This is a genomic window from Rhizobium sp. BK251, from assembly GCF_004345245.1.
Taxonomy (GTDB): domain Bacteria; phylum Pseudomonadota; class Alphaproteobacteria; order Rhizobiales; family Rhizobiaceae; genus Rhizobium.
In genome coordinates this window covers 193,448-215,661 of sequence record NZ_SLUQ01000004.1, presented here as the reverse complement: position 1 = coordinate 215,661, position 22,214 = coordinate 193,448, and the positions used below count along the sequence as shown (strand labels likewise).

The window sequence follows — 22,214 nt, the reverse complement described above, 5'->3', positions numbered from 1 at the left end:
GATTTAATATGCGCATTGACGCCATTGCAATTGGCAAGAACCCGCCTGAAGATGTCAACGTCATCGTCGAAGTTCCGGTGGGCGGTCATCCGATCAAGTACGAGATGGACAAGGACGCCGGCACGCTGGTGGTCGACCGTTTCCTCTACACGCCGATGACTTATCCGGGCAATTACGGCTTCGTTCCGCATACGCTGTCGGACGATGGCGATCCGATCGACGTGCTGATCGCCAGCACGCGCCCGCTCGTTCCCGGCTGTGTCATCAACGTGCGCCCGATCGGCGTGCTGATGATGGAAGACAATTCCGGCAAGGACGAAAAGATCATCGCCGTGCCGTCGCCGAAGCTGACGCTGCGCTATGAGAAGGTGCACGAATACACCGACCTGCCGGAGATCACGGTGAAGCAGATCGAGCATTTCTTCGAGCACTACAAGGATCTCGAACCCGGCAAGTGGGTCAAGATCTTCGGCTGGAGGGGTTCGAAGGAAGCCGGTGAACTCATCGTCGAAGCGATCGAGCGCGCCAAGGCTGCCAAGAAGGCCTGATCAGGGTCGAAGCAGAGCATCGAGTTTTCTTGAAAGGTCCTCCGGGTCGCCATCGATCCGGAGGATTTTTTTGCGTGCAGTGTCGCCGGATATCAGGGTGACCGACGATTTCGGAACGCCGAGCGCCTTTGAAAGCAGGGCGATCAGGGCCTTGTTGGCCTTGCCCTTCTCCGGAACTGCGGCAACCCGCGCCTTCAAGTAGCTTTCTCCGGCAGCGTCCGCCTCGATGCCGTCGATCGCGTCGCGACCGCCGTTTGGGACAAGCCGGACCGAGATGCGCAGATGATCGGCAAATCGCTGGTGGGGAAGGCTCACGCGAGAAGCGGCTACAGCGTGTTCCACATCAGCGAGCGGATGAAGAAGATGATCAACAGCAGGATGATCGGCGAAATGTCGATGCCGCCGAGATTCGGGAGCACGCGGCGGATCGGCCTGAGCAGCGGTTCGGTGACGTTGTACAGGAACATGCCGACCGAGTTGACGAACTGATTGCTCGAGTTGATGACGTTGAACGCATACAGCCAAGAGAAGATGGCGCTGGCGATAAGCACCCAAGTGTAAAGATTCAAAGCCAGATCAATGGTTTGAAACAGCGCGAGCATATGAGTCTCCAATTCGTTGTTGACAGACATGTAGACATTGGCGACTAAACGGGCAAGTACTGTGCGCCGCGGCGCTGCCATTCATGCTTAACGGGCCTCCGACTGTTGCGGATCGGCCCGTTTCCCTTGGGAAGTTTACTTATGTTATCGCGGGCTCCAGGCCACCGCTTTGCCGCGTTTCGGCATGTTTCGTACTTTCGATTCTTCTTCGCACGCTTCCTTCTCTCGTTCTCGATCCAGGTCGTCAGCGTCTCCGTCGGCTGGCAGATGTACGACCATACCGGCAGTGCCATCTATCTCGGCCTGATCGGCCTTGTTCAGTTCCTGCCGTCGCTCCTGCTCATCCTTGTCACGGGGGCCGTCGCGGACAGGCACAATCGCCGTGCGATCGCCGCCTTCTGCTCCCTTGTCAGCGCCCTGTGCTCCGCGGCCCTGCTGGCACTGACGCTGACAGGAGCCTTTTCTCCGCTGCCGGTCTTCCTCATCCTGGTCGTGTTCGGCATCGAGCGGGCCTTCATGGCACCGGCCGTGCAGTCGCTGGCGCCCAATCTCGTTCCGCCGCAGGATCTTTCGAACGCGATTGCGTGGAATTCGTCTTCATGGCAGACGGCGGCAATTCTCGGCCCGGTGGCGGGCGGCCTTCTCTATGGCGTCAGCGCTACCGTCGCCTATTCTGTCGCCGTGGCACTCGCAGTCGTCGGCTCGATCCTGATGTACATGGTCCCGAAGCCTGCGCAGCGCATCAGCGCACAGGCAAAGAGCTGGGATTCGCTCCTTGCCGGCTTTCGCTTCATCCGATCGGAAAAGGTGGTGCTCGGGGCGATATCGCTCGATCTTTTCGCGGTGCTGCTCGGCGGTGCCGTGGCGCTCATGCCGATCTTCGCGCGTGATATCCTGACACTTGGCCCGTGGGGCCTCGGTCTCTTGCGTGCAGCGCCCGGCGTGGGAGCGATCACCATGGCGATCTTCCTGGCGAGCTATCCCCTGCGCCATCGCGCCGGCTTATACATGTTTTTCGGCGTCGCGCTGTTCGGCGCCGCGACCGTGGTCTTCGGCCTTTCGCAAACGCCCTGGGTGTCGATCATCGCGCTTGCGGTGATGGGCTCGGCCGACATGATCTCCGTCTATGTGCGCGAGACGCTGATCGCGCTGTGGACACCGGATGAGGTGCGTGGCCGCGTGAATGCAGTCAATACGGTCTTCGTCGGCGCTTCCAACGAACTCGGGGAATTCAGGGCCGGCACGATGGCTGCGGTCTTCGGTGCCGTGCCGGCGGTGATCATCGGAGGCATCGGCACCCTTGCGGTGTCAGTCATCTGGGCGATGACTTTCCCAAAGCTTCGCCGGATCGACAGCCTCGACGCACCGTCGAGAGATCATCCCTGATCGGAAGATACCAATCCGCCAGTCAGAGTATTGGCTGCCTTGCCCTCGAAAACGATGTCGAGGAATTCCGTCAGCCAGGCCTTGAGAGGCGCGTCGAACAGCATGCGCCCTTCCAGGTGATCGCGGCCCTGCTGGGCATTGGGCATGATGAAGCGATGCTCCCCGTGAACCACCCAGCGATGCATCATGATGCGGGTCAGCTCGGCGTGAAACTGCAGGCCCCAGGCATTGCTGTTGTAGCGGAAGGCCTGGTTCGGATAGGCATCGCCTTCGGCCAGCAGTTCGGCGCCGCGCGGCAGGTCGAAGCCCTCGCGGTGAAAGTGGTAGACCATTTTCGGCCAATGCATCAACCGGCGGCCCTTGTCGGTCGGGCGAAGCGGGTACCAGCCGATCTCGGTCAGGCCGTTCTCGTGTGACTGCACCTTGCCGCCGAGATGGTTGACGAGCATTTGGGCACCGAGGCAGATGCCGAGGAAGGGGCGATTTTCCTTCAGGGGCACGTTCAGCCAGTTGGTTTCGGCTTTCACGAAGTCGTCGGGGTCATTGGCGCTCATCGGGCCGCCGAAAACCACCGCGCCGGCATGGCCAGCCAATGTGACAGGAAGCGGATCACCGAGCACCGGGCGGCGGATGTCGAGTTCGTAGCCCTTCTTGACAAGCAACTGGCCGACGCGCCCTGGGCTTGAGCGCTCCTGATGCAGCACGATCAGGATCGGACGCTTCTTGCGCGACATGCTTGCTGCGTCAGTCGGCATCATCGCCTTCCTTGTCGCGATCCGAGAGGCGGGCGGCTGCCTCCTGCCGCTTCATGATGCGCTCGCGGGCGGAAACGCCGAGCAGGTCGGCGATACGCCAGATGACGTGATCCTCCATCTCGCTGCGTTCGCCGTCGGCATAGACGATATCCCAGAGAATGCCGATCAGCTCGAGGCGCTGCTCGTTGTCCAGGTGACGCTTGAGGTCGGAAGTGAACCGGAAGTAATCGACGGCCGAACTCTCGGCCTCTTGCCCGGCCGCGATCAGGGCATCGAGCTGCCTGCCGTCGAGCGAGTATTGCTCCTTCAGGAGCTTGCGCAGACGCTTCTTCTCGCTGTCCTGTATCGTCCCGTCCGCTTCCATGACCTGCATACAGAGCGCCGCTACGGCTATTCGCGGATCGTCGGGCGCAAATCCGTTCTTGGGATGGTCGGCGGTGAGATTCTGAAAGAACTCTTGAAAGCGTTCGAACATGCGTTTCGGTTTCCGTTTCAGAAAAGCCGCAACCGGGTCTTGGGCTCCGGTTCGGCCTTGGGATCGCGAACACCCGGATCGTCCGGCAGGCCGCCGAAGAACGGCTGCGCCTCGGACTCGGCGGGCACGGGTGAGGCCGGACGTGCCGGCGGGCTCGTGGAGGGCCGCGCGGCCTCGGCAATCGCGGCAGCGCGCTCAAGCTCGATGATGCGGTGGTCGTCAGTCGCCTCGGTGTGGGCCGTGGTGCGAACGGGCGGCAGGCTGCGAAGAGCCTTGTCGACGGATGTGGTCGCCGAAGCCTCCTCCAGCGGTCCTTCGACCTGGCCGAAAGGCGCCTTCCATTCAAAGGCATCGAGGCGCCCGCTGACGGGCGACGCCGGTAGCCATTTGTCCGAGACGAACCCATCGGCAACCCAGGCGGGGTCGCGCGGGGCGCGCAGCGCCTGTGCAAGCCAGTGCCGGACGCGGCCCTCATCGCCTGTTTCGGCTTCCTCGATGTCAGCAAGCAGCAGGAAAGCGCCCTCGCGGGCATCGATCCGTGCCGCAGCCTCGGCCTTCGTGCGCGCCCTCGGGAAATCCTGTGCGTCGAGTGCCGCGCGGGCAACGAGAAGCAGCGATTCGATGTTGTTCGGCTTCAGGGATTCAAGCCTCTCGGCGCGCTTCAGCCGGTCGACGGCGGAATCGCCGTTGCGGGCACGCACGTAGGTGCGGCCGATCTCGGGATGCGGCGTGCTCTTCCAGATCTGTTCCAGCATCGAGCTTGCCTTGCGTGTCTTGTCCTCACGGAAAAGAGCCCTTGCCGCAATGAGGGCGGCCGGCACGAAGTCCGGCGCCAGCTTCAGGGCGTGGAGCGCGTCGTCACGGGCGCCTGAGGGATCAGCCTCCAGCCTGTCGCCCGCGCGAGCCGTCAGCAGGACCGCACGCAGGCGCGCCGCTTCCTTCTTCTCGACGACGTGGGCCAGCTTCTGCTTGTCCAACAGATTGAGCGCCTCGTCCCAGCGGCCGGCGCGGCAGCGGTATTCGAGCGTCGCCTGTGCTGCCCAGGGCAGGTATGGCGCCTTGTCGGCAGCGCTTTCGGCGTACTGGCGGGCGGCCTCATTGGCGCCGAGCCGCTTGGCTTCGAGGTAGAGGCCGCGCAGACCGAGCTCCCGCGTCTCGGGGTCGTTGGCCATCTGCTCGAATTTCTTGCGCGCCTCGTCGTGCTTGCCTTCGATCAGGGCTGCCTGTGCCTCGAGGAGATGGATGAGCGGCTCTTGGTCGGCACTGATGAGGCCCTGCGTGCGCGCCACCATCTTCCGGGCGAGCAAGGCGTTGCCAGCACCTGCGGCGATGAGGCCCGTCGATAGCGCCTGATAGCCGCGGTCGCGCTTGCGGGCACGGAAATAGCGCGTCACCGAATGCGGCGAGGTCCAGACCGTGCGGATGATCCACCAGGCGAGCATGACCGCCGCAATGAGCGCGATCAGGAAGCTTGCAGCGACGATGAGCTTCGTCTCGTAGAGCTGGCCTTCCCAGACGAGGGTCAGATCACCGGGACGATCGGCAAGCCAGGAGAAAACGTAGCCGAGACCCAGAACGACAGCGGCGAAGACGAGTAGCTTGACCATGAGCCTTCTCACCTCACCCTTGCTTGCCGGTGCCGGAAACGGCCTTCGAAAGCGCGCCCGCGACCAGATCCTCGACGCGGATACGCGCGTCGAGCGACTGCTTGAAAGCCGCCGACGCGGTCTTGCCGGCCTCGGGAAGGTTGTTCCATTCGGCGGCCGCGCCCTGGAGGTCGCCGGCTTTCAACTTGTCTTCCATGCGCGCGGCAACGGCCTCCACCGTGTCGCCCTCGACATTGCCGACAGGACGCACCTTGACCAGCGACTTCGCGCCGGCAACCAGCCTCTCCGTCCAGCTCTGGTCGGGTGGCGGCTGGTTGGCCGCATCGACGATTGCCGTCGCGACGTCCGGGGCCTCGCCGATGAGCTCGGCACGGGACGGAACGCCCGTGGCGGCAAAGCTCCTCAGGTCGGCGACTGCCGGATCGTCCGGTGCAACCCCGGCAAAGGTATCGAGTTCGGGAAGGAAGGGACCGCCGCGATCGATCGCAGCCTTCAGGGCTGCGGCCGCAATTGCCTTGGCAACTGCCACGTCTTCGCGCGGTTCGTTCAGCTTGCGCTCGGCATCATCGAGCCTTTTCGTGACGTCGGCATCATTCGATGCCTGGCTCTGTGTGAGCTTGTCGACGCTGGCCTGCAACTGCTGGATCTGGCCCGTCAGGTCGGCGATCTTCTGGTCGGCTGCGGCGTTCGTGGTCCCGCTTGCAGCAGCTGAGGTGTTCTTTGCTACCTCGGCTTCGAGTGTCGCGATCCGCGCGAGCAGCGCCTCGTCCGGTTGTGCCGGAGGCTGGTCTGCGTCGTCTGCCGCAAGATTGGCAACCGCCTGCTTCACTCCATCGATCTCGGCGGAAAGGGCGGCTGTCTCCTCGTTCTCGGCACGGGTGGCCGTTCCCGGGAGCAAGCCGGCATACTGGATGCTTCCGGCCCCGAGAAGGGCCACGAGCCCGCCGACGATGCCTGCCGCAATGAGGGTCGAGGTACTTGTCTGCCGCGACTGGACGGGTTCGTGTACCGAGCGCCTGGGCGGGGTGTCCGCCTGTGGCGGCGGAGGCACATTCTCGTGCGCATCGGTCGCCCGCTCGCTCTCATGCTCGGTCAGGGGCTCGCCTTCGCTTTCAGCCGGGAACGCCGCCTTCTCGGCAGCAACTACCTCGGGATCCGGCGACGCTGGGTGTTCGACTGCCTCTTCGAAGGCTGCCGCGGGGGCGGATTCATGTGCCTCCAGGTCAATCGTGACCGGCTCGTTAGCCGTTTTTGATCGGCGCGGCGGCTTTCCCGATACCATGATGTCCTCATCATCCTGCATTGCGACGAACCTAGTCAGTGAAGTGCATAATGGAAAGGGGCCACATCAAAAATGGACGTCAAGCGTTGCCCAGGAGGGCAAGGAGGCTTTCTTCCTCGGGCGTCGCCGCGATCGAGATATTGCGGCGCAATTGATCCGGAACGGCAGCGGCAACGGCCGCGCTGAGGCAGAGAATTCGGCTTCCATCAAGAATGTCAGAGTTCGACCTGACGACGGAAAGCCTAAAGAAACGCTCGGCATTCTCGCGGGAATACAGCAGCACGGCACCTACCGGCTCCGCAAGAAACATCTGGCTCAAATGCTCGTGTTCATGCTCCACCTCAGCCATATAATAGCACTCGGCGACCACGAAAGGGACCTGCAGTTCCTGCAATCGCGTCTCGAAGCCGGATGCACGGGGCAGGCCGGCAAGATAAACGACAGGAAGTTCGGAATCGGACCGGCCGAGAGCGGCCGATATGAATTCACCAAGCGCGCGGCCGTCTCCTTCGGACGTCGAGACCGCCGTAAACCCTGTTCTCGCAGCCTCCTGCGCCGTTGCCCTGCCGACGGCAAAGAGCCGTCTCGAAAGATACGGGGAAAGCTCGGCGTGGAGTTCTGCGGCGCTGCGGATCGCCTCTGCGCTGGTAACGGCAATTGCACCCGCATGTTCCGCCAGTGCCGCGCGCACGGCGGCCGGGTCATGTACCGCCCGCGACAGGGGCAGGAGAATCGGCTCATGGCCGCGCTCGCGCAGGATGCGGGCCGTCTGCTCGCCGGAATGCGTTGGCCTTGTGACGACCACGCGCATCGGCATCAGCTCCAATCGTCGAAGAAGATGGTGCCCGCCTTTTCCCTGATCTCGGTGCCGGCCAGATGCCCAAGGGCGGTCGCATCGCGCCGATTGCCCTCGATCTCGACGCTGTGTTCCTTGCGGCCGTCTGGCGTGAGGACGAGGCCCGAGAATTTCAGGTGGTCGCCTTCGCAGATGGCATAGCCGGCAATCGGCGTTCGGCAGGAACCGTCAAGCGCGGCGAGGAAAGCACGCTCGCAGGAAACGGTATCGAAGGTGAGAGGGTCGTTGACCGCGGCGACAAGCTCCGCCGTGCGGGCGTCGCCGATGCGGCTTTCGATGCAGATCGCCCCCTGGGCGGGGGCCGGCGGAAATTCCTCGGGCGCCAGGATCTCGGTCAGGACGCCGACCTTGCCGAGCCGCTTCAGGCCGGCGAGCGCCAGAAGGGTCGCATCGACCTGCCCTTCCTGGAGTTTACGCAGCCGCGTATCGACGAGGCCGCGAAAGGTCACCACCTTTATATCCGGCCGCATGCGCCGGATGAGCGCCTGGCGGCGGAGTGAGGAAGAACCGACCGTCGCCCCCTGCGGCAGCTCTATCAGCCTCGGGGCGCTGCGGCCGATGACGACGTCGCGGATGTCCTCGCGCGGCAGAAAGGCGGACAGATGAAGCCCGTCGGGCAGCTTGCTCGGCATATCCTTGGCGGAATGGACGGCGATATCCAGTTCGCCGGAAGCGAGCTTGAGTTCCAGCTCTTCCGTGAACAGGCCCTTGCCGCCGATCTCCGCGAGCGACCGGTCGGTGATGCGGTCGCCTTTCGTCGTCAGCACCACGATTTCGAACATTTCCTCTGGCAAGCCATGCGCAGCCATCAGCCGCGCGCGCGTTTCGTTGGCCTGCGCCAGCGCGAGCGGGCTGCCGCGCGTGCCGATCCGGAAAGGTTTTGTTTGCATCCACATTGATCCGTTGTTACCGACAGTCCTCGTACCCAGATTTAGGCCTTACCGCAATCAACGACCAGCCCATGACATCCCTGTTGCGCATCCTTGGCATCGAAACCAGCTGTGACGAGACCGCGGCAGCTGTTGTCGAGCGCCATGCGGACGGCACGTCGCAGGTGCTTTCGGACGTTGTGCTCAGCCAGTTGGAGGAGCACAGCGCCTATGGCGGCGTCGTGCCCGAAATCGCAGCGCGTGCCCATGTCGAAGCGCTTGATACGCTTATCGAAGAGGCGCTGAAACGCGCCAATATGTCGCTCGAAGATGTCGACGCGATTGCGGCCACTTCCGGGCCGGGGCTGATCGGCGGGCTGCTCGTCGGATTGATGACAGGCAAGGCAATTGCGCGTGCGACCAACAAGCCGCTCTATGCCATCAACCATCTCGAGGGGCATGCGCTCACGGCACGCCTGACGGACGGGCTTTCCTTTCCTTACCTGATGTTGCTCGTTTCCGGCGGTCATACCCAGCTCATCCTCGTGCGCGGCGTTGGTGAATACGAGCGCTGGGGGACCACGATCGACGATGCGCTCGGCGAGGCCTTCGACAAGACGGCGAAGCTGCTCGGCCTGCCCTATCCGGGTGGGCCGGAGGTCGAGCGGGCCGCAAGGTCGGGCAATCCCGATCGCTTCGATTTTCCGCGGCCGCTCGTCGGGGAGGCGCGGCTCGACTTTTCCTTCTCGGGCCTGAAGACCGCAGTCCGCCAGGCCGCACTTGCAATCCAGCCCCTGAACGAACAGGATATCGTGGATATCTGCGCTTCTTTCCAGAGGGCGATTTCCCGGACACTGAAGGACCGCATCGGCAGGGGACTGCAGCGGTTCAGGGCCGAATTTCCGACCTTTGCGGGAGAACCGGCGCTGGTGGTTGCGGGCGGAGTGGCGGCGAATCTCGAGGTTCGCGGTACTCTGCAGGCACTTTGCGACAAGGAAGGCTTTCGCTTCATCGCCCCGCCGCTGCGGCTTTGCACCGACAATGCGGTAATGATTGCCTGGGCCGGGCTGGAGCGCATGGCGATCGGTACCGCAGCCGATGACCTCGAGGTGCAGCCGCGGACGCGGTGGCCGCTCGATGCGACGGCGCAGACACTGATCGGTCACGGAAAACGAGGAGCCAAGGCATGAGCAACGAACGCATAGCAGTCGTCGGCGCCGGCGCGTTCGGCACCGCACTCGCCGCCGTCATCGCCCTCGAGGGGCGGAGCGACGTAACGCTTGTCGCCCGCGATCCCTCGCTCGTCAACGACCTGAGGGCAGAGGGCGTTCATGACGACGCGCTGCCCGGAATTCAACTGCCTGACCGGCTCGCCTATTCCGCTGAACCCGATGCGATCAGCGATGCGGATATCGTGCTCTTTGCTATGCCGTCGCAGGCACAGGCAGACGCGGCCGAACAATACGGTCCCTTTCTCGCGAAGGACGCGATCGTCGTGACCTGCGCCAAGGGGATCGACCGTGCGTCCGGCCAACTGCTGACGGACGTCATCGAAGCCGAGCTGGGTCACAATGTTGTCGCCGCGCTTTCGGGCCCGGGCTTTGCCATGGACATCGCCAAGAGCCAGCCGACTGCGATGGTTGTCGCAGCCCCGGACATGGCGACGGCAGAGCGCCTGGCACAGGCGATTTCGACGCCGACCTTTCGATTGTATGCCTCGGCCGACCGCATCGGCGTACAGCTCGGCGGGGCATTGAAGAACGTGCTTGCGATCGCCTGCGGCATCGTCGAGGGGGCAGGTCTTGGCGATTCGGCCCGTGCTGCGCTGATTGCCCGCGGGCTTGCCGAGATGTCGCGTCTCGTCGCTGCAAAGGGCGGGCAGGCGGACACGGTGCGTGGGCTCTCTGGCTTGGGCGACCTGGTGCTTACGGCGACGAGCCATCAATCCCGCAATCTCAGATTCGGGATCGCGCTCGGACGCGGCGAGGCGGTGGACCCCACGCATGGAACGCTGATCGAGGGCGCCTTTGCAGCGGCCGTCGCCTCGAAGCTTGCCAAGGAATCGGGCGTCAGCATGCCCATCACCGATGCCGTCGCCGCTATAATCGAGGCCAAGCTCGATGTTGCAACGGCTATCGAACAGCTGATGACGCGGCCCATCACAACCGAATGACATTTCCGGATTCCAACAAGGAGAATTCCCGCGATGCTTTTTGCCTTCCTGTGCACGGATAAGCCGGGCCATCTGAATGTGCGCATGGACACGCGTCCGGTGCATATCGAATTTCTGAACAAGCTGAACACGGAAGGCACGCTTAAGATGGCGGGTCCGTTCCTCGATGGCGAAGGAAAGCCCTGCGGCAGCCTGGTCGTCGTCAAGGCGGAGTCGATCGAGGCCGCGCGCGCCATCGCCGACGCCGATCCCTATGCCAGGGCCGGTCTCTTCGAAAAGGTCGAGGTGAAGCCCTTCAATTGGGTCTTCAACAGTCCGGAGGGCTGAGGCACATGGCCCACTGGCTTTATAAATCCGAGCCCTCGTCCTGGTCCTGGCAACAGCAGAAGGATGCGGGCGAGAAAGGCACCGAGTGGACGGGCGTGCGCAACTATCTGGCACGCAACAACATGCGTGCCATGAAGATCGGCGACAAGGGCTTCTTCTACCACTCCAATGACGGGCTGGAGATCGTCGGCATCGTCGAAGTCTGCGCGCTTTCGCATCCGGACTCGACGGCGGCGGGCGACGACCGCTGGGACTGCGTCGATATCCGCGCCGTCATGGACGTGCCGACTCCGGTGTCTCTGAAGGAGATCAAGGCCAATCCGAAGCTCTCGCAGATGGCGCTCGTGACCTCCATGCGCCTGTCCGTGCAGCCGGTGACCGATGATGAATGGGCCGAGGTCTGCCGGATGGGCGGCTTCGACAAGCCTCCGCAAAACGACTGATGCCGCAGAGTTGCATCGCGGCCCGTCTCTTCCCATGGCACCATGCAGGAGGAAGAGACGGGCGTGAGCGGGGCGTATTGCCGTGAAGACCGATCCGGAGACATTCATCCTCAGGAATACGAGCGTCATGGCGCCTCCACATGTGCCGGAGATCAGCCTGCATCTGGCGAGCGAAGCGCATGATCTCTGGCTGAAGACCGAGGAGGAGCTGGAGGAGATCGGCCTGCCGCCGCCCTTCTGGGCCTTCGCCTGGGCCGGCGGCCAGGGGCTCGCCCGCTATGTCCTCGACCACGCCGAAATCGTGCGCGGCAAACGCGTCCTTGATTTTGCGACGGGCTCCGGAATAGTCGCGATTGCGGCGGGGCTTGCCGGGGCCGCCGATGTGCTCGCCGCCGACATCGATCCCTGGGCGGAAGTGGCCGTGCGCCTCAACAGCCGCAGGAACGGAGTTTCGCTCCGCTTCACCCGCGAGGACCTGATCGGCCGCTCGACCGATGCTGATGTCGTGCTTGCCGGTGATGTCTTTTATGACCGGGACTTTGCCGCTGCGCTCGTGCCCTGGCTTGCCGATCTCGCCCGGGAGGGGCGAACCGTGCTTGTGGGCGATCCGGGGCGTGCCTACCGTCCCGGGGACCGGCTGCAGTCCTGCGCAGTCTATGAAGTGCCCGTCACCCGCGTTCTTGAAGACAGCGAAGTGAAGAAAACGACGGTGTGGCGCTTTCTCGCGGAATAGCTATGGGCGGATGACGCAGACGCCTGCCTCGTATGAGCAGCCCGCGGAAGGCCGCCTGGCGACGTCGATGATCTTTGCCCGCGGGGCGAGGCGTACCTGCCTCCTTACCGGATAGCCGCCATAGCCGCCGGAGACGACATAGGTACCGCCGTCGCCGCCGTAGGCATAGGAGGTGCCGGCATAGGTTCCGTCGACGCCGGACATCGGAGTGTCGCCGACCACGATCGTAAGGCTGTTGCTCGCAATGTTGGCCGAACCTGACACCCCGTACGGTGCTCCGTAGAGATAGGGCGCGCGGTAGAGGTAGGGTGCACCATAGAGGAACCGATCCCGGCGGCGATCGAAGCCGAATCCGAGGGCGAGCCGCCGATCCTGGCGGGCGATCAGGTCGGGACGGTAGCTCCCGGCGGTTACCCAATGCGGCCGCTCGAAGAAATGCCGGCGCTGAAAATCGGGACGTCCGCGATAGTCGCCGGCGACGGCCGGCAAAGCAACCGCCACGCAGGCTGTCAGCAGAAAGGCGCTCGCGATACGCAGGACCATGTTTCGCCTCCGGATTTCCAATCGTTAACAAAGCGTTAACGACACATTGCGGCAAAAGCCGCAAATTGTCCATGGGGATGGTGATCCGGCAAAAGCGGAGTGGAAAGGAAGACTCCTTGCGCAAGTGTAAGTTCTGCGCAACCCCAATCGATTAAATTGGAGGCATGCAGCAATAGTGCTTGTCGTTCCGCATTTCGGTGATTAAACGTCGCCAATGACGCGACGCACACAAGATTTTGTCATTCGTGTGGTCGCTACGGGCGTGCCCGAAATTCGACGCGCAGCAAAACGCCGCGAGGTTCTGATGGCGAATGTGACAAATAACCGGCCCCTGTCGCCGCATCTGCAAATCTACAAGCCTATTCCAACCATGGTCATGTCGATCCTGCACCGCATCACCGGCGGCGCACTCTATGTCGGCACGATCCTGATTGCGTGGTGGCTGATCGCGGCTGCGACGGGCCAAGCCTATTACGACTGGGTCAACTGGATCCTCGGCAGCATTGTCGGCAAGCTCATCCTGCTTGGATATACCTGGGCATTGTTGCACCATATGCTGGGCGGCCTGCGCCACCTGATGTGGGATCTCGGCCATGGTTTCGAGAAGGAATTCTCCACCAAGCTTGCGAAAGCCAACATCATCGGATCGCTCTGTCTGACCGTCTTGGTCTGGGTGATCGGCTTCCTCATTCGCTTCTGAAGGCAAATCACATGGATATGCGCACCCCCCTGGGCAAGGTTCGCGGGCTTGGCTCTGCCAAGGACGGCACAGACCATTTCTGGCGCCAGCGCCTGACCGCGGTCGCCAACATTCCGCTCATCATCTTCTTCGTCATCTTCATGATTGCCTATGCGGGAGCGCCCTATTCGGATGTCGTTCACGCGCTGTCGCACCCGCTGGTCGCGGTCGTCATGGGCCTGGTGGTCGTCTCCGGCGTCATCCATATGAAGCTCGGCATGCAGGTGATCATCGAAGACTACGTGCACGGCGAATTCGGCAAGGTCATCCTGCTGATGCTCAACACCTTCTTCTCGATCCTGATCGCTGGCCTCTGTCTCTTCGCCATTCTGAAAATCGCATTCGTAGGATAACCGTATCATGGCACCGTCTTCACCCGCTCAGAATGGGAAGGCCTACAAATATGTCGATCACTCCTATGACGTGATCGTCGTCGGCGCCGGCGGCGCGGGGTTGCGCGCCACGCTCGGCATGGCCGAACAGGGTTTCCGCACCGCCTGCATCACCAAGGTATTTCCGACCCGCTCACACACCGTCGCCGCCCAGGGCGGCATTGCGGCCTCGCTGCAGAACATGACGCCGGATAGCTGGCAGTGGCATCTCTACGACACGGTCAAGGGTTCCGACTGGCTCGGCGACGTGGACGCCATGCAATACATGACCATGGAAGCGCCGAAGGCGGTCTATGAGCTCGAGCACTACGGCGTGCCCTTCTCCCGCAACGAGGAAGGCAAGATCTACCAGCGCCCGTTCGGCGGCCACATGCAGAACTACGGCGAAGGTCCGCCGGTGCAGCGCACCTGCGCCGTTGCCGACCGCACCGGCCATGCCATCCTGCACACGCTCTATGGCCAGTCGCTCCGGCACAATGCCGAGTTTTTCATCGAGTATTTCGCACTCGACCTGATCATGTCCGACGACGGCAGCCGTTGCACCGGCGTCGTCGCCTGGTGCCTCGACGACGGCACGATCCATCGCTTCGCCGCCAAGATGGTGGTGCTGGCGACCGGCGGTTATGGCCGCGCCTATTTCTCGGCAACGTCAGCCCATACCTGCACCGGCGACGGCGGCGGTATGGTGGCACGTGCCGGCCTGCCCCTGCAGGACATGGAGTTCGTGCAGTTCCATCCGACCGGCATCTACGGTTCGGGCTGTCTCATCACCGAAGGCGCGCGCGGCGAAGGCGGTTACCTCGTGAATTCCGAGGGTGAACGCTTCATGGAGCGCTATGCGCCTTCGGCGAAGGACCTTGCCTCGCGCGACGTCGTCTCGCGCTGCATGACGCTGGAAATCCGCGAAGGCCGTGGCGTCGGCAAGAACAAGGACCACATCTTCCTGCACCTCGACCATCTCGACCCGGCCGTGCTGCACGAGCGCCTGCCGGGTATCTCCGAGAGCGCCAAGATCTTCGCCGGCGTCGACGTGACGCGCGAGCCGATCCCGGTCCTGCCGACCGTTCACTACAACATGGGCGGCATTCCGACGAACTATTGGGGCGAAGTGCTGAATGCCGACAGCAACAATCCGGAACGGGTCATCCCCGGCCTGATGGCCGTTGGTGAAGCCGGTTGCGCCTCGGTGCATGGTGCCAATCGCCTCGGCTCCAACTCGCTGATCGATCTCGTTGTCTTTGGCCGTGCGGCCGCCATCCGCGCCGGCGAGGTCATCGACCGTGCAGCACCGGTTCCGCATCTGAACGTGGCGGCCTGTGACAAGATCATGGATCGCTTCGACGGTGTGCGCCACGCCAGCGGCGGCACGCCGACGGCTGCGCTGCGCGAGAAGATGCAACGCGCCATGCAGGAAGATGCGGCCGTCTTCCGCACCCAGGAAACCCTGGAATCCGGTTGCCGCCGTCTTTCGGAAATCTGGAGCGAGCTCAAGGACGTCAAGGTCACCGACCGCTCGATGATCTGGAACTCCGACCTCGTCGAAACGCTCGAGCTGCAAAACCTGATGGCCAACGCGATCACGACGATCTACGGCGCCGAGGCCCGCAAGGAGAGCCGCGGCTCGCATGCCCGCGAAGACTACACCGGCGGGCCATTCGCTGGTCGCGACGACGTCAATTGGCGCAAGCATACACTCGCCTGGGTCAATGAGGCCGGCGATGTGAAGCTCGACTACCGTCCGGTCCACACCGACCTCATTGCCGAAGGCATCGATCCGCACAAGATCGAGCCGAAGGCGCGTGTTTATTGATCATGGCGGCGGCGGACGCGGGATATTCCGGAACGCCGCTTGTCAGGAAATTGGGTTTCAAGCCCGGCATGACGGCAGCGTTCATCGCGCTGCCGGAAAGCCTGGAAGAGCTTGCTGCCTCAGTTGAATTTGCCACCTGCGACCGGCTTTCCTCTTGGGAAGCGATCCAGGCGGCAGACAAGGTTTACGATGCGATCCATGCCTTCACGATCATGAGGGCGGAGATCGAAAACGAGCTTTCCGGCCTTCAGGACCGGATCACGCCGGATGGCATGATCTGGGTCTCGTGGCCGAAGAAGGCTTCGAAGGTTAAGACGGACGTGACCGAGGATGTCGTGCGCGCAGCGGCCCTCGATCTTGATCTGGTGGATGTCAAGGTGGCCGCAGTCGACAACATATGGTCGGGGCTGAAGCTGGTCATTCGCAAGGATCGGCGCAAGGAAAGAACGGACAGGTCGCATGGTTGAACTCGCTCTCCCCAAGAACTCCCAGATCCGCGAAGGCAAGGTCTGGCCGAAGCCGGCTGGCGCCACGAATACCCGGGAATTCCGGGTCTACCGCTGGAGCCCGGACGACGGCCAGAACCCTTCGATCGACACCTACCACATCGACCTCGACGATTGCGGTCCGATGGTTCTCGACGGCCTGCTCTACATCAAGAACAAGATCGATCCGACGCTAACGCTGCGCCGCTCTTGTCGCGAGGGCATCTGCGGCTCTTGCGCGATGAACATCGACGGCACGAACACGCTCGCCTGCACCAAGGGTCTCGACGACATCAAGGGCACGGTGAAGATCTATCCGCTGCCGCATCTGCCTGTCGTCAAGGACCTCGTTCCGGACCTTACCAACTTCTACGCCCAGCACCGCTCGATCGAGCCGTGGCTGAAGACGGTCTCACCCGCGCCGGCCAAGGAATGGAAGCAGAGCCACGAGGATCGCCAGAAGCTCGACGGCCTCTACGAATGCATCCTCTGCGCCTGCTGCTCGACCTCCTGTCCGAGCTACTGGTGGAACGGCGACCGTTACCTCGGCCCGGCCGTCCTTCTGCAGGCCTATCGTTGGTTGATCGACTCCCGAGACGAAGCGACGGGCGAGCGTCTCGACAACCTCGAGGATCCTTTCCGCCTCTATCGCTGCCACACGATCATGAACTGTGCGCAGACCTGCCCGAAGGGTCTGAACCCTGCAAAGGCCATCGCAGAGATCAAGAAGATGATGGTCGAGCGCAGGGTGTGAAGCCTTCGTTCTTTCATATGCGAAGAGCCGTCGAATACCGGCGGCTTTTTGCGTATCTGGCGCGTCCTAGGCGCGAATCACATCGAGGCGGCGCCAACTCAGGGTACCTGTCCGTGCCGTGGTGGCGCATGCTGAGCCCTTGAATTGTTTGAAAATGCGCCAATTTTGCCTCAGGGTTGCCCAAAGGTTCCGCGATACGGATCATTCTGATCGTGACTGGCTTGATTCGACTTGGCCTTTCACGATAATTCGGCCGCTATTGCGCGCCAGCTTCAGGGGCAGGGTCGAAATTTCGGGAGTGTGATGATGCAATTTAGATATGCGGTGACGGGTGTGGCGATCGTTCTCTCGCTTGCCGGCTGCCAGCGTACAAGCTACTCGGGCTACAACTCCGGTTACTCCGCTGCTCCGCTCCAGGCGCAGCCCGTTCCCAGCGTGCAGGCCGGGCAATTGCCGGCTCCGGGAGCCGGCGGCTCCCAGTTTCCCGCCGCTCCCGCCGCCGCGCCGAACGTCGCGTCGATGCCGGGTGCCGATCAGCTGGGCGCAACGGCGCTCGATGTGACGAAGGAATCGATGGTCGGCAGCTGGCGCGTTTCGAGTGCCGGCAACACCTGCGACATGTTCCTGACGCTTACCAATCTCGGAAGCGGCTCCCGCGGCGGTACCCGCGGCTGCGTCGGCGAGTTGACGGCCATGGGCTCGTGGGAAGTCGAAGGCAAGCAGGTCCTGCTCAAGGATCGCAGCGGCAACCCGATCGGCCGGGTCTACAAGACGGCGGATTCCCGTTTCGACGGTTCCACGAACTCCGGCCAGCCGATCAGCCTCAGCCGATAAAGGCAGGCGGCTCTGCCGTCCCTTGACATACAGGCGGATGTTTCTTCATGCAGCCCATGCCTGACTATTCCCTGAGCGTTGCCGAGCAACTGAAATCGCTGACGGCTTCCGGCTCGCTCCAGGTGGATGCCGCGCAGATGGACGTGGCCGATCGCCTCGACCGCGTGCTTTCCGCACTCAAGAGACGCCGTCCGGCCGCCAAGACGAGTGCGCTCGGCTGGCTCTTTGCCGCGCGGAAAAAGCCCGCCGACAGCGTGAAGGGGCTCTACATCCACGGCAGCGTCGGCCGCGGCAAGACGATGCTCATGGACATGTTCTTCGCCATGGCGCCCTGCAGCCGCAAGCGGCGCGCCCATTTTCACGAATTCATGGCAGATGTGCACAATCGCATCGCCGCCCATCGCCTGAAGCTCAAGAACGGCGAGACGAAGCAGGCCGATCCGATGCCGCCGGTTGCCGCCGATCTCTTTGCCGAGGCGGAGTTGCTGTGCTTCGACGAGTTTTCCGTCACCGACATTGCCGACGCCATGATCCTGTCGCGGCTTTTCTCGGAGCTTTTCGCGCGCGGTTGCGTGCTCGTCGCGACCTCCAACGTGGAGCCGGACAATCTCTATCATCAGGGCCTCAACCGTGGCCTCTTCGTGCCGTTTATTGCGCTCCTGAGGTCCCATGTCGATGTCGTGTCCCTGGACTCGCCGACCGACTACCGCATGGAGAAGCTGAGCAGCCAGCCGGTTTACCTCTCGCCGCTCGACGAGCGCGCCGACATGGCGATGGATGCGTCCTGGGCGCAAGCGCTCCACGGGCGCAAGGCGCAGCCGCTCGACATTCCGCTGAAGGGGCGTAAAATCCACGTGCCGCTGGCAGTTGACCGAATGGCGCGGTTTTCGTTCGCGGATCTTTGCGAACAGCCGCATGGCGCTGTCGATTTTCTGGCAATCGCCGAACGTTTTGACACGATCTTCCTGGATCATGTGCCGATGCTCGGCCCGGAGAAACGGAACCAGACGAAACGATTCATCATCCTCATCGACACGCTCTACGATCACGGTGCCCGTCTTTTCGTCTCAGCTGCGGCCATGCCTGAACACCTTCTGACCGGAAGAAAGGGCACGGAAGGCTTCGAGTTCGATCGCACCGCCTCCCGTCTCTTCGAGATGCGAAGTGCTGAATATCTTGCGCTCCACCACGCCAAGCGGGCTGCAGAATGACAAACTCATGACGACGTGAGTTACGTTTACGTAAGAATTTTAATATCTAACCGATTGAAATTGTTCGTCATAAAATAATGCATTGCCATTTTTTGGCTTTGGGTCTATGCGGTTGACGGCAATGGCGACGCGTGACCGCGCTGCTATGGGTTTTGACGGTACAAGGAAACACCGAAATGGCGCGCAACAAGATCGCACTTATTGGTTCTGGCATGATCGGCGGCACGCTGGCGCATCTCGCCGGCCTGAAGGAACTGGGCGACATCGTTCTCTTCGACATCGCCGATGGCATTCCTCAGGGTAAGGGCCTCGACATCGCACAGTCCTCCCCGGTCGAGGGCTTCGACGTCAACCTGACGGGCGCCAGCGACTATTCCGCGATCGAAGGCGCAGACGTCTGCATCGTCACGGCCGGCGTCCCGCGCAAGCCGGGCATGAGCCGCGACGACCTTCTCGGCATCAACCTCAAGGTCATGGAGCAGGTCGGCGCTGGCATCAAGAAGTACGCGCCGAACGCATTCGTGATCTGCATCACCAACCCGCTCGACGCCATGGTCTGGGCGCTGCAGAAGTTTTCCGGCCTTCCGAGCAACAAGGTCGTGGGCATGGCCGGCGTTCTTGACTCCTCGCGCTTCCGCCTCTTCCTCGCCAAGGAATTCAACGTTTCCGTGCAGGACGTCACGGCATTCGTTCTCGGCGGCCATGGCGATACGATGGTGCCGCTCGCCCGCTATTCGACCGTCGGCGGCATTCCGCTCACCGACCTCGTCACGATGGGCTGGGTTACCAAGGAACGCCTCGAAGAAATCATCCAGCGCACCCGTGACGGCGGCGCCGAAATCGTCGGCCTGCTGAAGACCGGTTCGGCCTACTACGCACCGGCCGCCTCGGCGATCGAAATGGCCGAAGCCTACCTCAAGGACAAGAAGCGCGTCCTGCCCTGCGCTGCGCACCTCACGGGCCAGTATGGCGTCAAGGACATGTATGTCGGCGTTCCGACGGTGATCGGCGCCGGTGGCGTCGAGCGCGTCATCGAGATCGATCTGAACAAGGCCGAGAAGGAAGCCTTCGACAAGTCGGTCGGCGCGGTTGCCGGCCTCTGCGAAGCCTGCATCAACATCGCGCCGTCGCTCAAGTAGTCGGACCGGGCGCCGAAGTAATCAAACAGGAACAGACCCATGAATATTCATGAATATCAGGCCAAGGCTCTGCTGAAGGGCTATGGCGCGCCGGTCGCGGAAGGTGTGGCTATCCTCAAGGTCGAGGAGGCCGAAGCTGCCGCCAGGTCGCTTCCCGGCCCGCTTTACGTGGTCAAGAGCCAGATCCACGCCGGTGGCCGCGGCAAGGGCAAGTTCAAGGAACTCGGCCCTGACGCCAAGGGCGGCGTTCGCCTGGCGAAGTCGATCGAGGAAGTCGTTGCCCACGCCAAGGAAATGCTCGGCAACACGCTGGTAACGGCGCAGACGGGCGAAGCCGGCAAGCAGGTCAACCGCCTCTATATCGAAGACGGCGCCGACATTGCCCGCGAACTCTATTGCTCGATCCTGGTCGATCGGTCAGTCGGCAAGGTCGCCTTTGTGGTTTCCACGGAAGGCGGCATGGATATCGAAGCCGTCGCCCATGACACGCCGGAAAAGATCCACACGATCGCCATCGATCCAGAAGCCGGTGTCACGGCTGCCGATGTTGCCGCGATCTCCAAGGCTCTCGAGCTTTCGGGTGCCGCCGCAGAAGATGCCAAGTCGCTGTTCCCGGCGCTTTACAAGGCCTTCGGCGAGAAGGACATGGCTCTCCTCGAGGTCAACCCGCTGATCGTCATGAAGGACGGCCACCTGCGCGTCCTCGATGCCAAGATGTCCTTCGACGGCAACGCGCTGTTCCGTCATGACGACGTCAAGACGCTGCGCGACGTGACTGAAGAAGACGCCAAGGAAATCGAAGCCTCCAAGTGGGACCTCGCCTACGTTGCCCTCGACGGCAACATCGGCTGCATGGTCAACGGCGCGGGCCTTGCCATGGCAACCATGGACATCATCAAGCTCTACGGCAAGGAGCCGGCGAACTTCTGTGACGTCGGTGGTGGTGCCGGCAAGGACAAGGTTGCTGCGGCCTTCAAGATCATCACGGCTGACCCGAAGGTCGAGGGCATCCTCGTCAACATCTTCGGCGGCATCATGAAGTGCGACGTCATCGCCGAAGGCGTTGTCGCAGCGGTTCAGGAAGTCGGTCTCAAGGTGCCGCTCGTCGTTCGCCTCGAAGGCACCAATGTCGAGCTCGGCAAGAAAATCCTCAACGAGTCGGGTCTTGCGATCACGGCCGCCGACGACTTGGACGATGCTGCCAAGAAGATCGTCGCTGCGATCAACGCCTAATTTGAGGACCTGATACATGTCTATTCTCGTCAATAAGAATACCAAGGTTCTCGTTCAGGGCCTGACCGGCAAGACCGGCACCTTCCACACCGAACAGGCTCTCGCCTACTACGGCACCAAGATGGTCGGCGGTATCCACCCGAAGAAGGGTGGCGAAACCTGGACCGGTTCCAAGGGCGAAACTCTGCCGATCTTCGCGACCGTTGCCGAAGGCAAGGAAAAGACCGGCGCCGATGCGTCCGTGATCTACGTTCCGCCGGCTGGTGCCGCGGATGCGATCATCGAGGCGATCGACGCCGAGATCCCGTTCATCACCTGCATTACCGAGGGCATCCCGGTCATGGACATGGTCCGCGTCAAGGCTCGCCTCGACCGCTCCAAGTCCCGTCTGCTCGGCCCGAACTGCCCGGGCATCCTGACGCCGGAAGAATGCAAGATCGGCATCATGCCGGGCTCGATCTTCCGCAAGGGTTCGGTCGGTATCGTGTCGCGCTCCGGCACGCTGACCTATGAAGCGGTGTTCCAGACGTCCAACGAGGGCCTCGGCCAGACGACGGCTGTCGGCATCGGCGGCGACCCGGTCAAGGGCACCGAGTTCATCGACGTGCTTGAGATGTTCCTGGCCGACCCGGCCACGACCTCGATCATCATGATCGGTGAAATCGGCGGCTCGGCTGAAGAAGACGCAGCCCAGTTCCTGATCGACGAAGCCAAGAAGGGCCGCAAGAAGCCGATGGCCGGCTTCATCGCGGGCCGTACGGCTCCGAAGGGCCGCACCATGGGCCACGCCGGTGCTGTCGTTTCCGGCGGCAAGGGCGACGCAGAATCGAAGATCGCGGCGATGGAATCGGCAGGTATCAAGGTGTCGCCGTCTCCGGCTCGCCTCGGCAAGACGCTGGTTGAAGTCCTCAAGGGCTGAACCAATCTATGTGGTCGGGCGGCAGAGGCATCCGCGCCTGCCGTCCGATTTCGAACTTTTGATGCGGATGCGTCGCTGACGGGCGGCGGAAAAGAAATG

The 22,214-nt window shown here is 62.6% G+C and carries 26 protein-coding genes; 17 read left to right on the top strand and 9 right to left on the bottom strand.

What is annotated here, in order from left to right:
- Positions 1-8: 8 nt before the first annotated feature.
- Complete coding sequence (ppa, locus tag EV286_RS11065) at positions 9-548, top strand: inorganic diphosphatase (protein WP_132957093.1); 540 nt, start codon at positions 9-11, stop codon at positions 546-548.
- On the opposite strand, the gene EV286_RS11060 is transcribed toward ppa, so the two are convergent.
- Together EV286_RS11060 and EV286_RS11055 are read right to left on the bottom strand one after the other, a co-directional pair.
- Positions 549-863: a DUF167 domain-containing protein gene (locus EV286_RS11060; RefSeq protein WP_132957092.1), complete on the bottom strand. Its 315-nt coding sequence runs from the start codon at positions 861-863 to the stop codon at positions 549-551.
- An 11-nt stretch (positions 864-874) separates the two neighbouring features.
- The gene (locus tag EV286_RS11055; RefSeq protein ID WP_132957519.1) at positions 875-1,180 is read right to left on the bottom strand and encodes a YggT family protein; all 306 of its coding nucleotides are present in this window, start codon (positions 1,178-1,180) and stop codon (positions 875-877) included.
- Positions 1,181-1,291: 111 nt separating this feature from the next.
- On the opposite strand from EV286_RS11055, the gene EV286_RS11050 reads away from it, so the two are divergent.
- Positions 1,292-2,536 (top strand): MFS transporter, encoded by a 1,245-nt coding sequence (locus EV286_RS11050; protein ID WP_132957091.1) that lies wholly within the window; start codon positions 1,292-1,294, stop codon positions 2,534-2,536.
- Here EV286_RS11050 and EV286_RS11045 read toward each other — a convergent pair.
- Genes EV286_RS11045 through hemC form a run of 6 tightly spaced genes read right to left on the bottom strand, consistent with a single transcriptional unit; the run spans position 2,527 to position 8,401 of the window.
- Entirely contained in the window at positions 2,527-3,294 is a 768-nt protein-coding gene (locus tag EV286_RS11045; protein WP_132957090.1) for a glutamine amidotransferase, read from the bottom strand. The genes EV286_RS11050 and EV286_RS11045 overlap by 10 nt on opposite strands.
- Positions 3,281-3,766 (bottom strand): TerB family tellurite resistance protein, encoded by a 486-nt coding sequence (locus EV286_RS11040; protein ID WP_132957089.1) that lies wholly within the window; start codon positions 3,764-3,766, stop codon positions 3,281-3,283. The genes EV286_RS11045 and EV286_RS11040 overlap by 14 nt, the downstream gene beginning before the upstream one ends.
- Before the next feature lie 17 nt (positions 3,767-3,783).
- On the bottom strand, positions 3,784-5,373 hold the full coding sequence (locus EV286_RS11035) for a heme biosynthesis protein HemY (RefSeq protein ID WP_132957088.1): 1,590 nt from the start codon (positions 5,371-5,373) through the stop codon (positions 3,784-3,786).
- 13 nt (positions 5,374-5,386) lie between these two features.
- On the bottom strand, positions 5,387-6,676 hold the full coding sequence (locus EV286_RS11030; RefSeq protein WP_207909801.1) for a mitofilin family membrane protein: 1,290 nt from the start codon (positions 6,674-6,676) through the stop codon (positions 5,387-5,389).
- 58 nt (positions 6,677-6,734) lie between these two features.
- Positions 6,735-7,466: a uroporphyrinogen-III synthase gene (locus EV286_RS11025; protein ID WP_132957087.1), complete on the bottom strand. Its 732-nt coding sequence runs from the start codon at positions 7,464-7,466 to the stop codon at positions 6,735-6,737.
- 5 nt (positions 7,467-7,471) lie between these two features.
- Positions 7,472-8,401, bottom strand: coding sequence for a hydroxymethylbilane synthase (hemC, locus tag EV286_RS11020; protein WP_132957086.1), 930 nt, complete (start codon positions 8,399-8,401; stop codon positions 7,472-7,474).
- A gap of 71 nt (positions 8,402-8,472) precedes the next feature.
- Between hemC and tsaD the strand changes: the two genes are divergently transcribed.
- From tsaD to EV286_RS10995, 5 genes are all read left to right on the top strand, one after another.
- Positions 8,473-9,570, top strand: coding sequence for a tRNA (adenosine(37)-N6)-threonylcarbamoyltransferase complex transferase subunit TsaD (gene tsaD / locus EV286_RS11015; RefSeq protein ID WP_132957085.1), 1,098 nt, complete (start codon positions 8,473-8,475; stop codon positions 9,568-9,570).
- Positions 9,567-10,553, top strand: coding sequence for an NAD(P)H-dependent glycerol-3-phosphate dehydrogenase (locus EV286_RS11010; RefSeq protein ID WP_132957084.1), 987 nt, complete (start codon positions 9,567-9,569; stop codon positions 10,551-10,553). The genes tsaD and EV286_RS11010 overlap by 4 nt, the downstream gene beginning before the upstream one ends.
- A gap of 33 nt (positions 10,554-10,586) precedes the next feature.
- Positions 10,587-10,880: a YciI-like protein gene (locus tag EV286_RS11005; RefSeq protein ID WP_132957083.1), complete on the top strand. Its 294-nt coding sequence runs from the start codon at positions 10,587-10,589 to the stop codon at positions 10,878-10,880.
- 5 nt (positions 10,881-10,885) lie between these two features.
- Complete coding sequence (locus EV286_RS11000; RefSeq protein WP_132957082.1) at positions 10,886-11,323, top strand: EVE domain-containing protein; 438 nt, start codon at positions 10,886-10,888, stop codon at positions 11,321-11,323.
- 82 nt (positions 11,324-11,405) lie between these two features.
- Positions 11,406-12,056, top strand: a complete 651-nt coding sequence (locus tag EV286_RS10995) for a methyltransferase (protein WP_132957081.1) — start codon at positions 11,406-11,408, stop codon at positions 12,054-12,056.
- On the opposite strand, the gene EV286_RS10990 is transcribed toward EV286_RS10995, so the two are convergent.
- The gene (locus EV286_RS10990) at positions 12,057-12,599 is read right to left on the bottom strand and encodes a hypothetical protein (protein WP_132957080.1); all 543 of its coding nucleotides are present in this window, start codon (positions 12,597-12,599) and stop codon (positions 12,057-12,059) included.
- Between the two features lie 304 nt (positions 12,600-12,903).
- On the opposite strand from EV286_RS10990, the gene sdhC reads away from it, so the two are divergent.
- From sdhC to sucD, 10 genes are all read left to right on the top strand, one after another.
- Positions 12,904-13,299 carry a succinate dehydrogenase, cytochrome b556 subunit gene (gene sdhC, locus EV286_RS10985; protein WP_132957079.1) on the top strand — a complete coding sequence of 132 codons (396 nt, stop codon included), beginning with the start codon at positions 12,904-12,906 and terminating at the stop codon, positions 13,297-13,299.
- Between the two features lie 11 nt (positions 13,300-13,310).
- Entirely contained in the window at positions 13,311-13,691 is a 381-nt protein-coding gene (sdhD, locus tag EV286_RS10980) for a succinate dehydrogenase, hydrophobic membrane anchor protein (RefSeq protein WP_132957078.1), read from the top strand.
- A 7-nt stretch (positions 13,692-13,698) separates the two neighbouring features.
- Positions 13,699-15,540 (top strand): succinate dehydrogenase flavoprotein subunit, encoded by a 1,842-nt coding sequence (sdhA, locus tag EV286_RS10975; protein ID WP_132957077.1) that lies wholly within the window; start codon positions 13,699-13,701, stop codon positions 15,538-15,540.
- A gap of 2 nt (positions 15,541-15,542) precedes the next feature.
- A complete protein-coding gene (locus tag EV286_RS10970; RefSeq protein WP_132957076.1) occupies positions 15,543-16,007 on the top strand; it encodes a DUF3052 family protein in 465 nt (154 codons plus the stop codon).
- Positions 16,000-16,779 carry a succinate dehydrogenase iron-sulfur subunit gene (locus EV286_RS10965; protein ID WP_132957075.1) on the top strand — a complete coding sequence of 260 codons (780 nt, stop codon included), beginning with the start codon at positions 16,000-16,002 and terminating at the stop codon, positions 16,777-16,779. Before EV286_RS10970 ends, EV286_RS10965 begins: the two co-directional genes overlap by 8 nt.
- Before the next feature lie 306 nt (positions 16,780-17,085).
- On the top strand, positions 17,086-17,613 hold the full coding sequence (locus EV286_RS10960) for a protease inhibitor Inh/omp19 family protein (protein ID WP_132957517.1): 528 nt from the start codon (positions 17,086-17,088) through the stop codon (positions 17,611-17,613).
- Positions 17,614-17,660: 47 nt separating this feature from the next.
- Complete coding sequence (gene zapE, locus EV286_RS10955; RefSeq protein WP_132957074.1) at positions 17,661-18,824, top strand: cell division protein ZapE; 1,164 nt, start codon at positions 17,661-17,663, stop codon at positions 18,822-18,824.
- A 176-nt stretch (positions 18,825-19,000) separates the two neighbouring features.
- On the top strand, positions 19,001-19,963 hold the full coding sequence (gene mdh / locus EV286_RS10950; RefSeq protein ID WP_132957073.1) for a malate dehydrogenase: 963 nt from the start codon (positions 19,001-19,003) through the stop codon (positions 19,961-19,963).
- A 39-nt stretch (positions 19,964-20,002) separates the two neighbouring features.
- Positions 20,003-21,196, top strand: a complete 1,194-nt coding sequence (sucC, locus tag EV286_RS10945; RefSeq protein WP_132957072.1) for an ADP-forming succinate--CoA ligase subunit beta — start codon at positions 20,003-20,005, stop codon at positions 21,194-21,196.
- A gap of 16 nt (positions 21,197-21,212) precedes the next feature.
- A complete protein-coding gene (gene sucD, locus EV286_RS10940) occupies positions 21,213-22,115 on the top strand; it encodes a succinate--CoA ligase subunit alpha (protein ID WP_132957071.1) in 903 nt (300 codons plus the stop codon).
- Positions 22,116-22,214 lie beyond the last annotated feature (99 nt).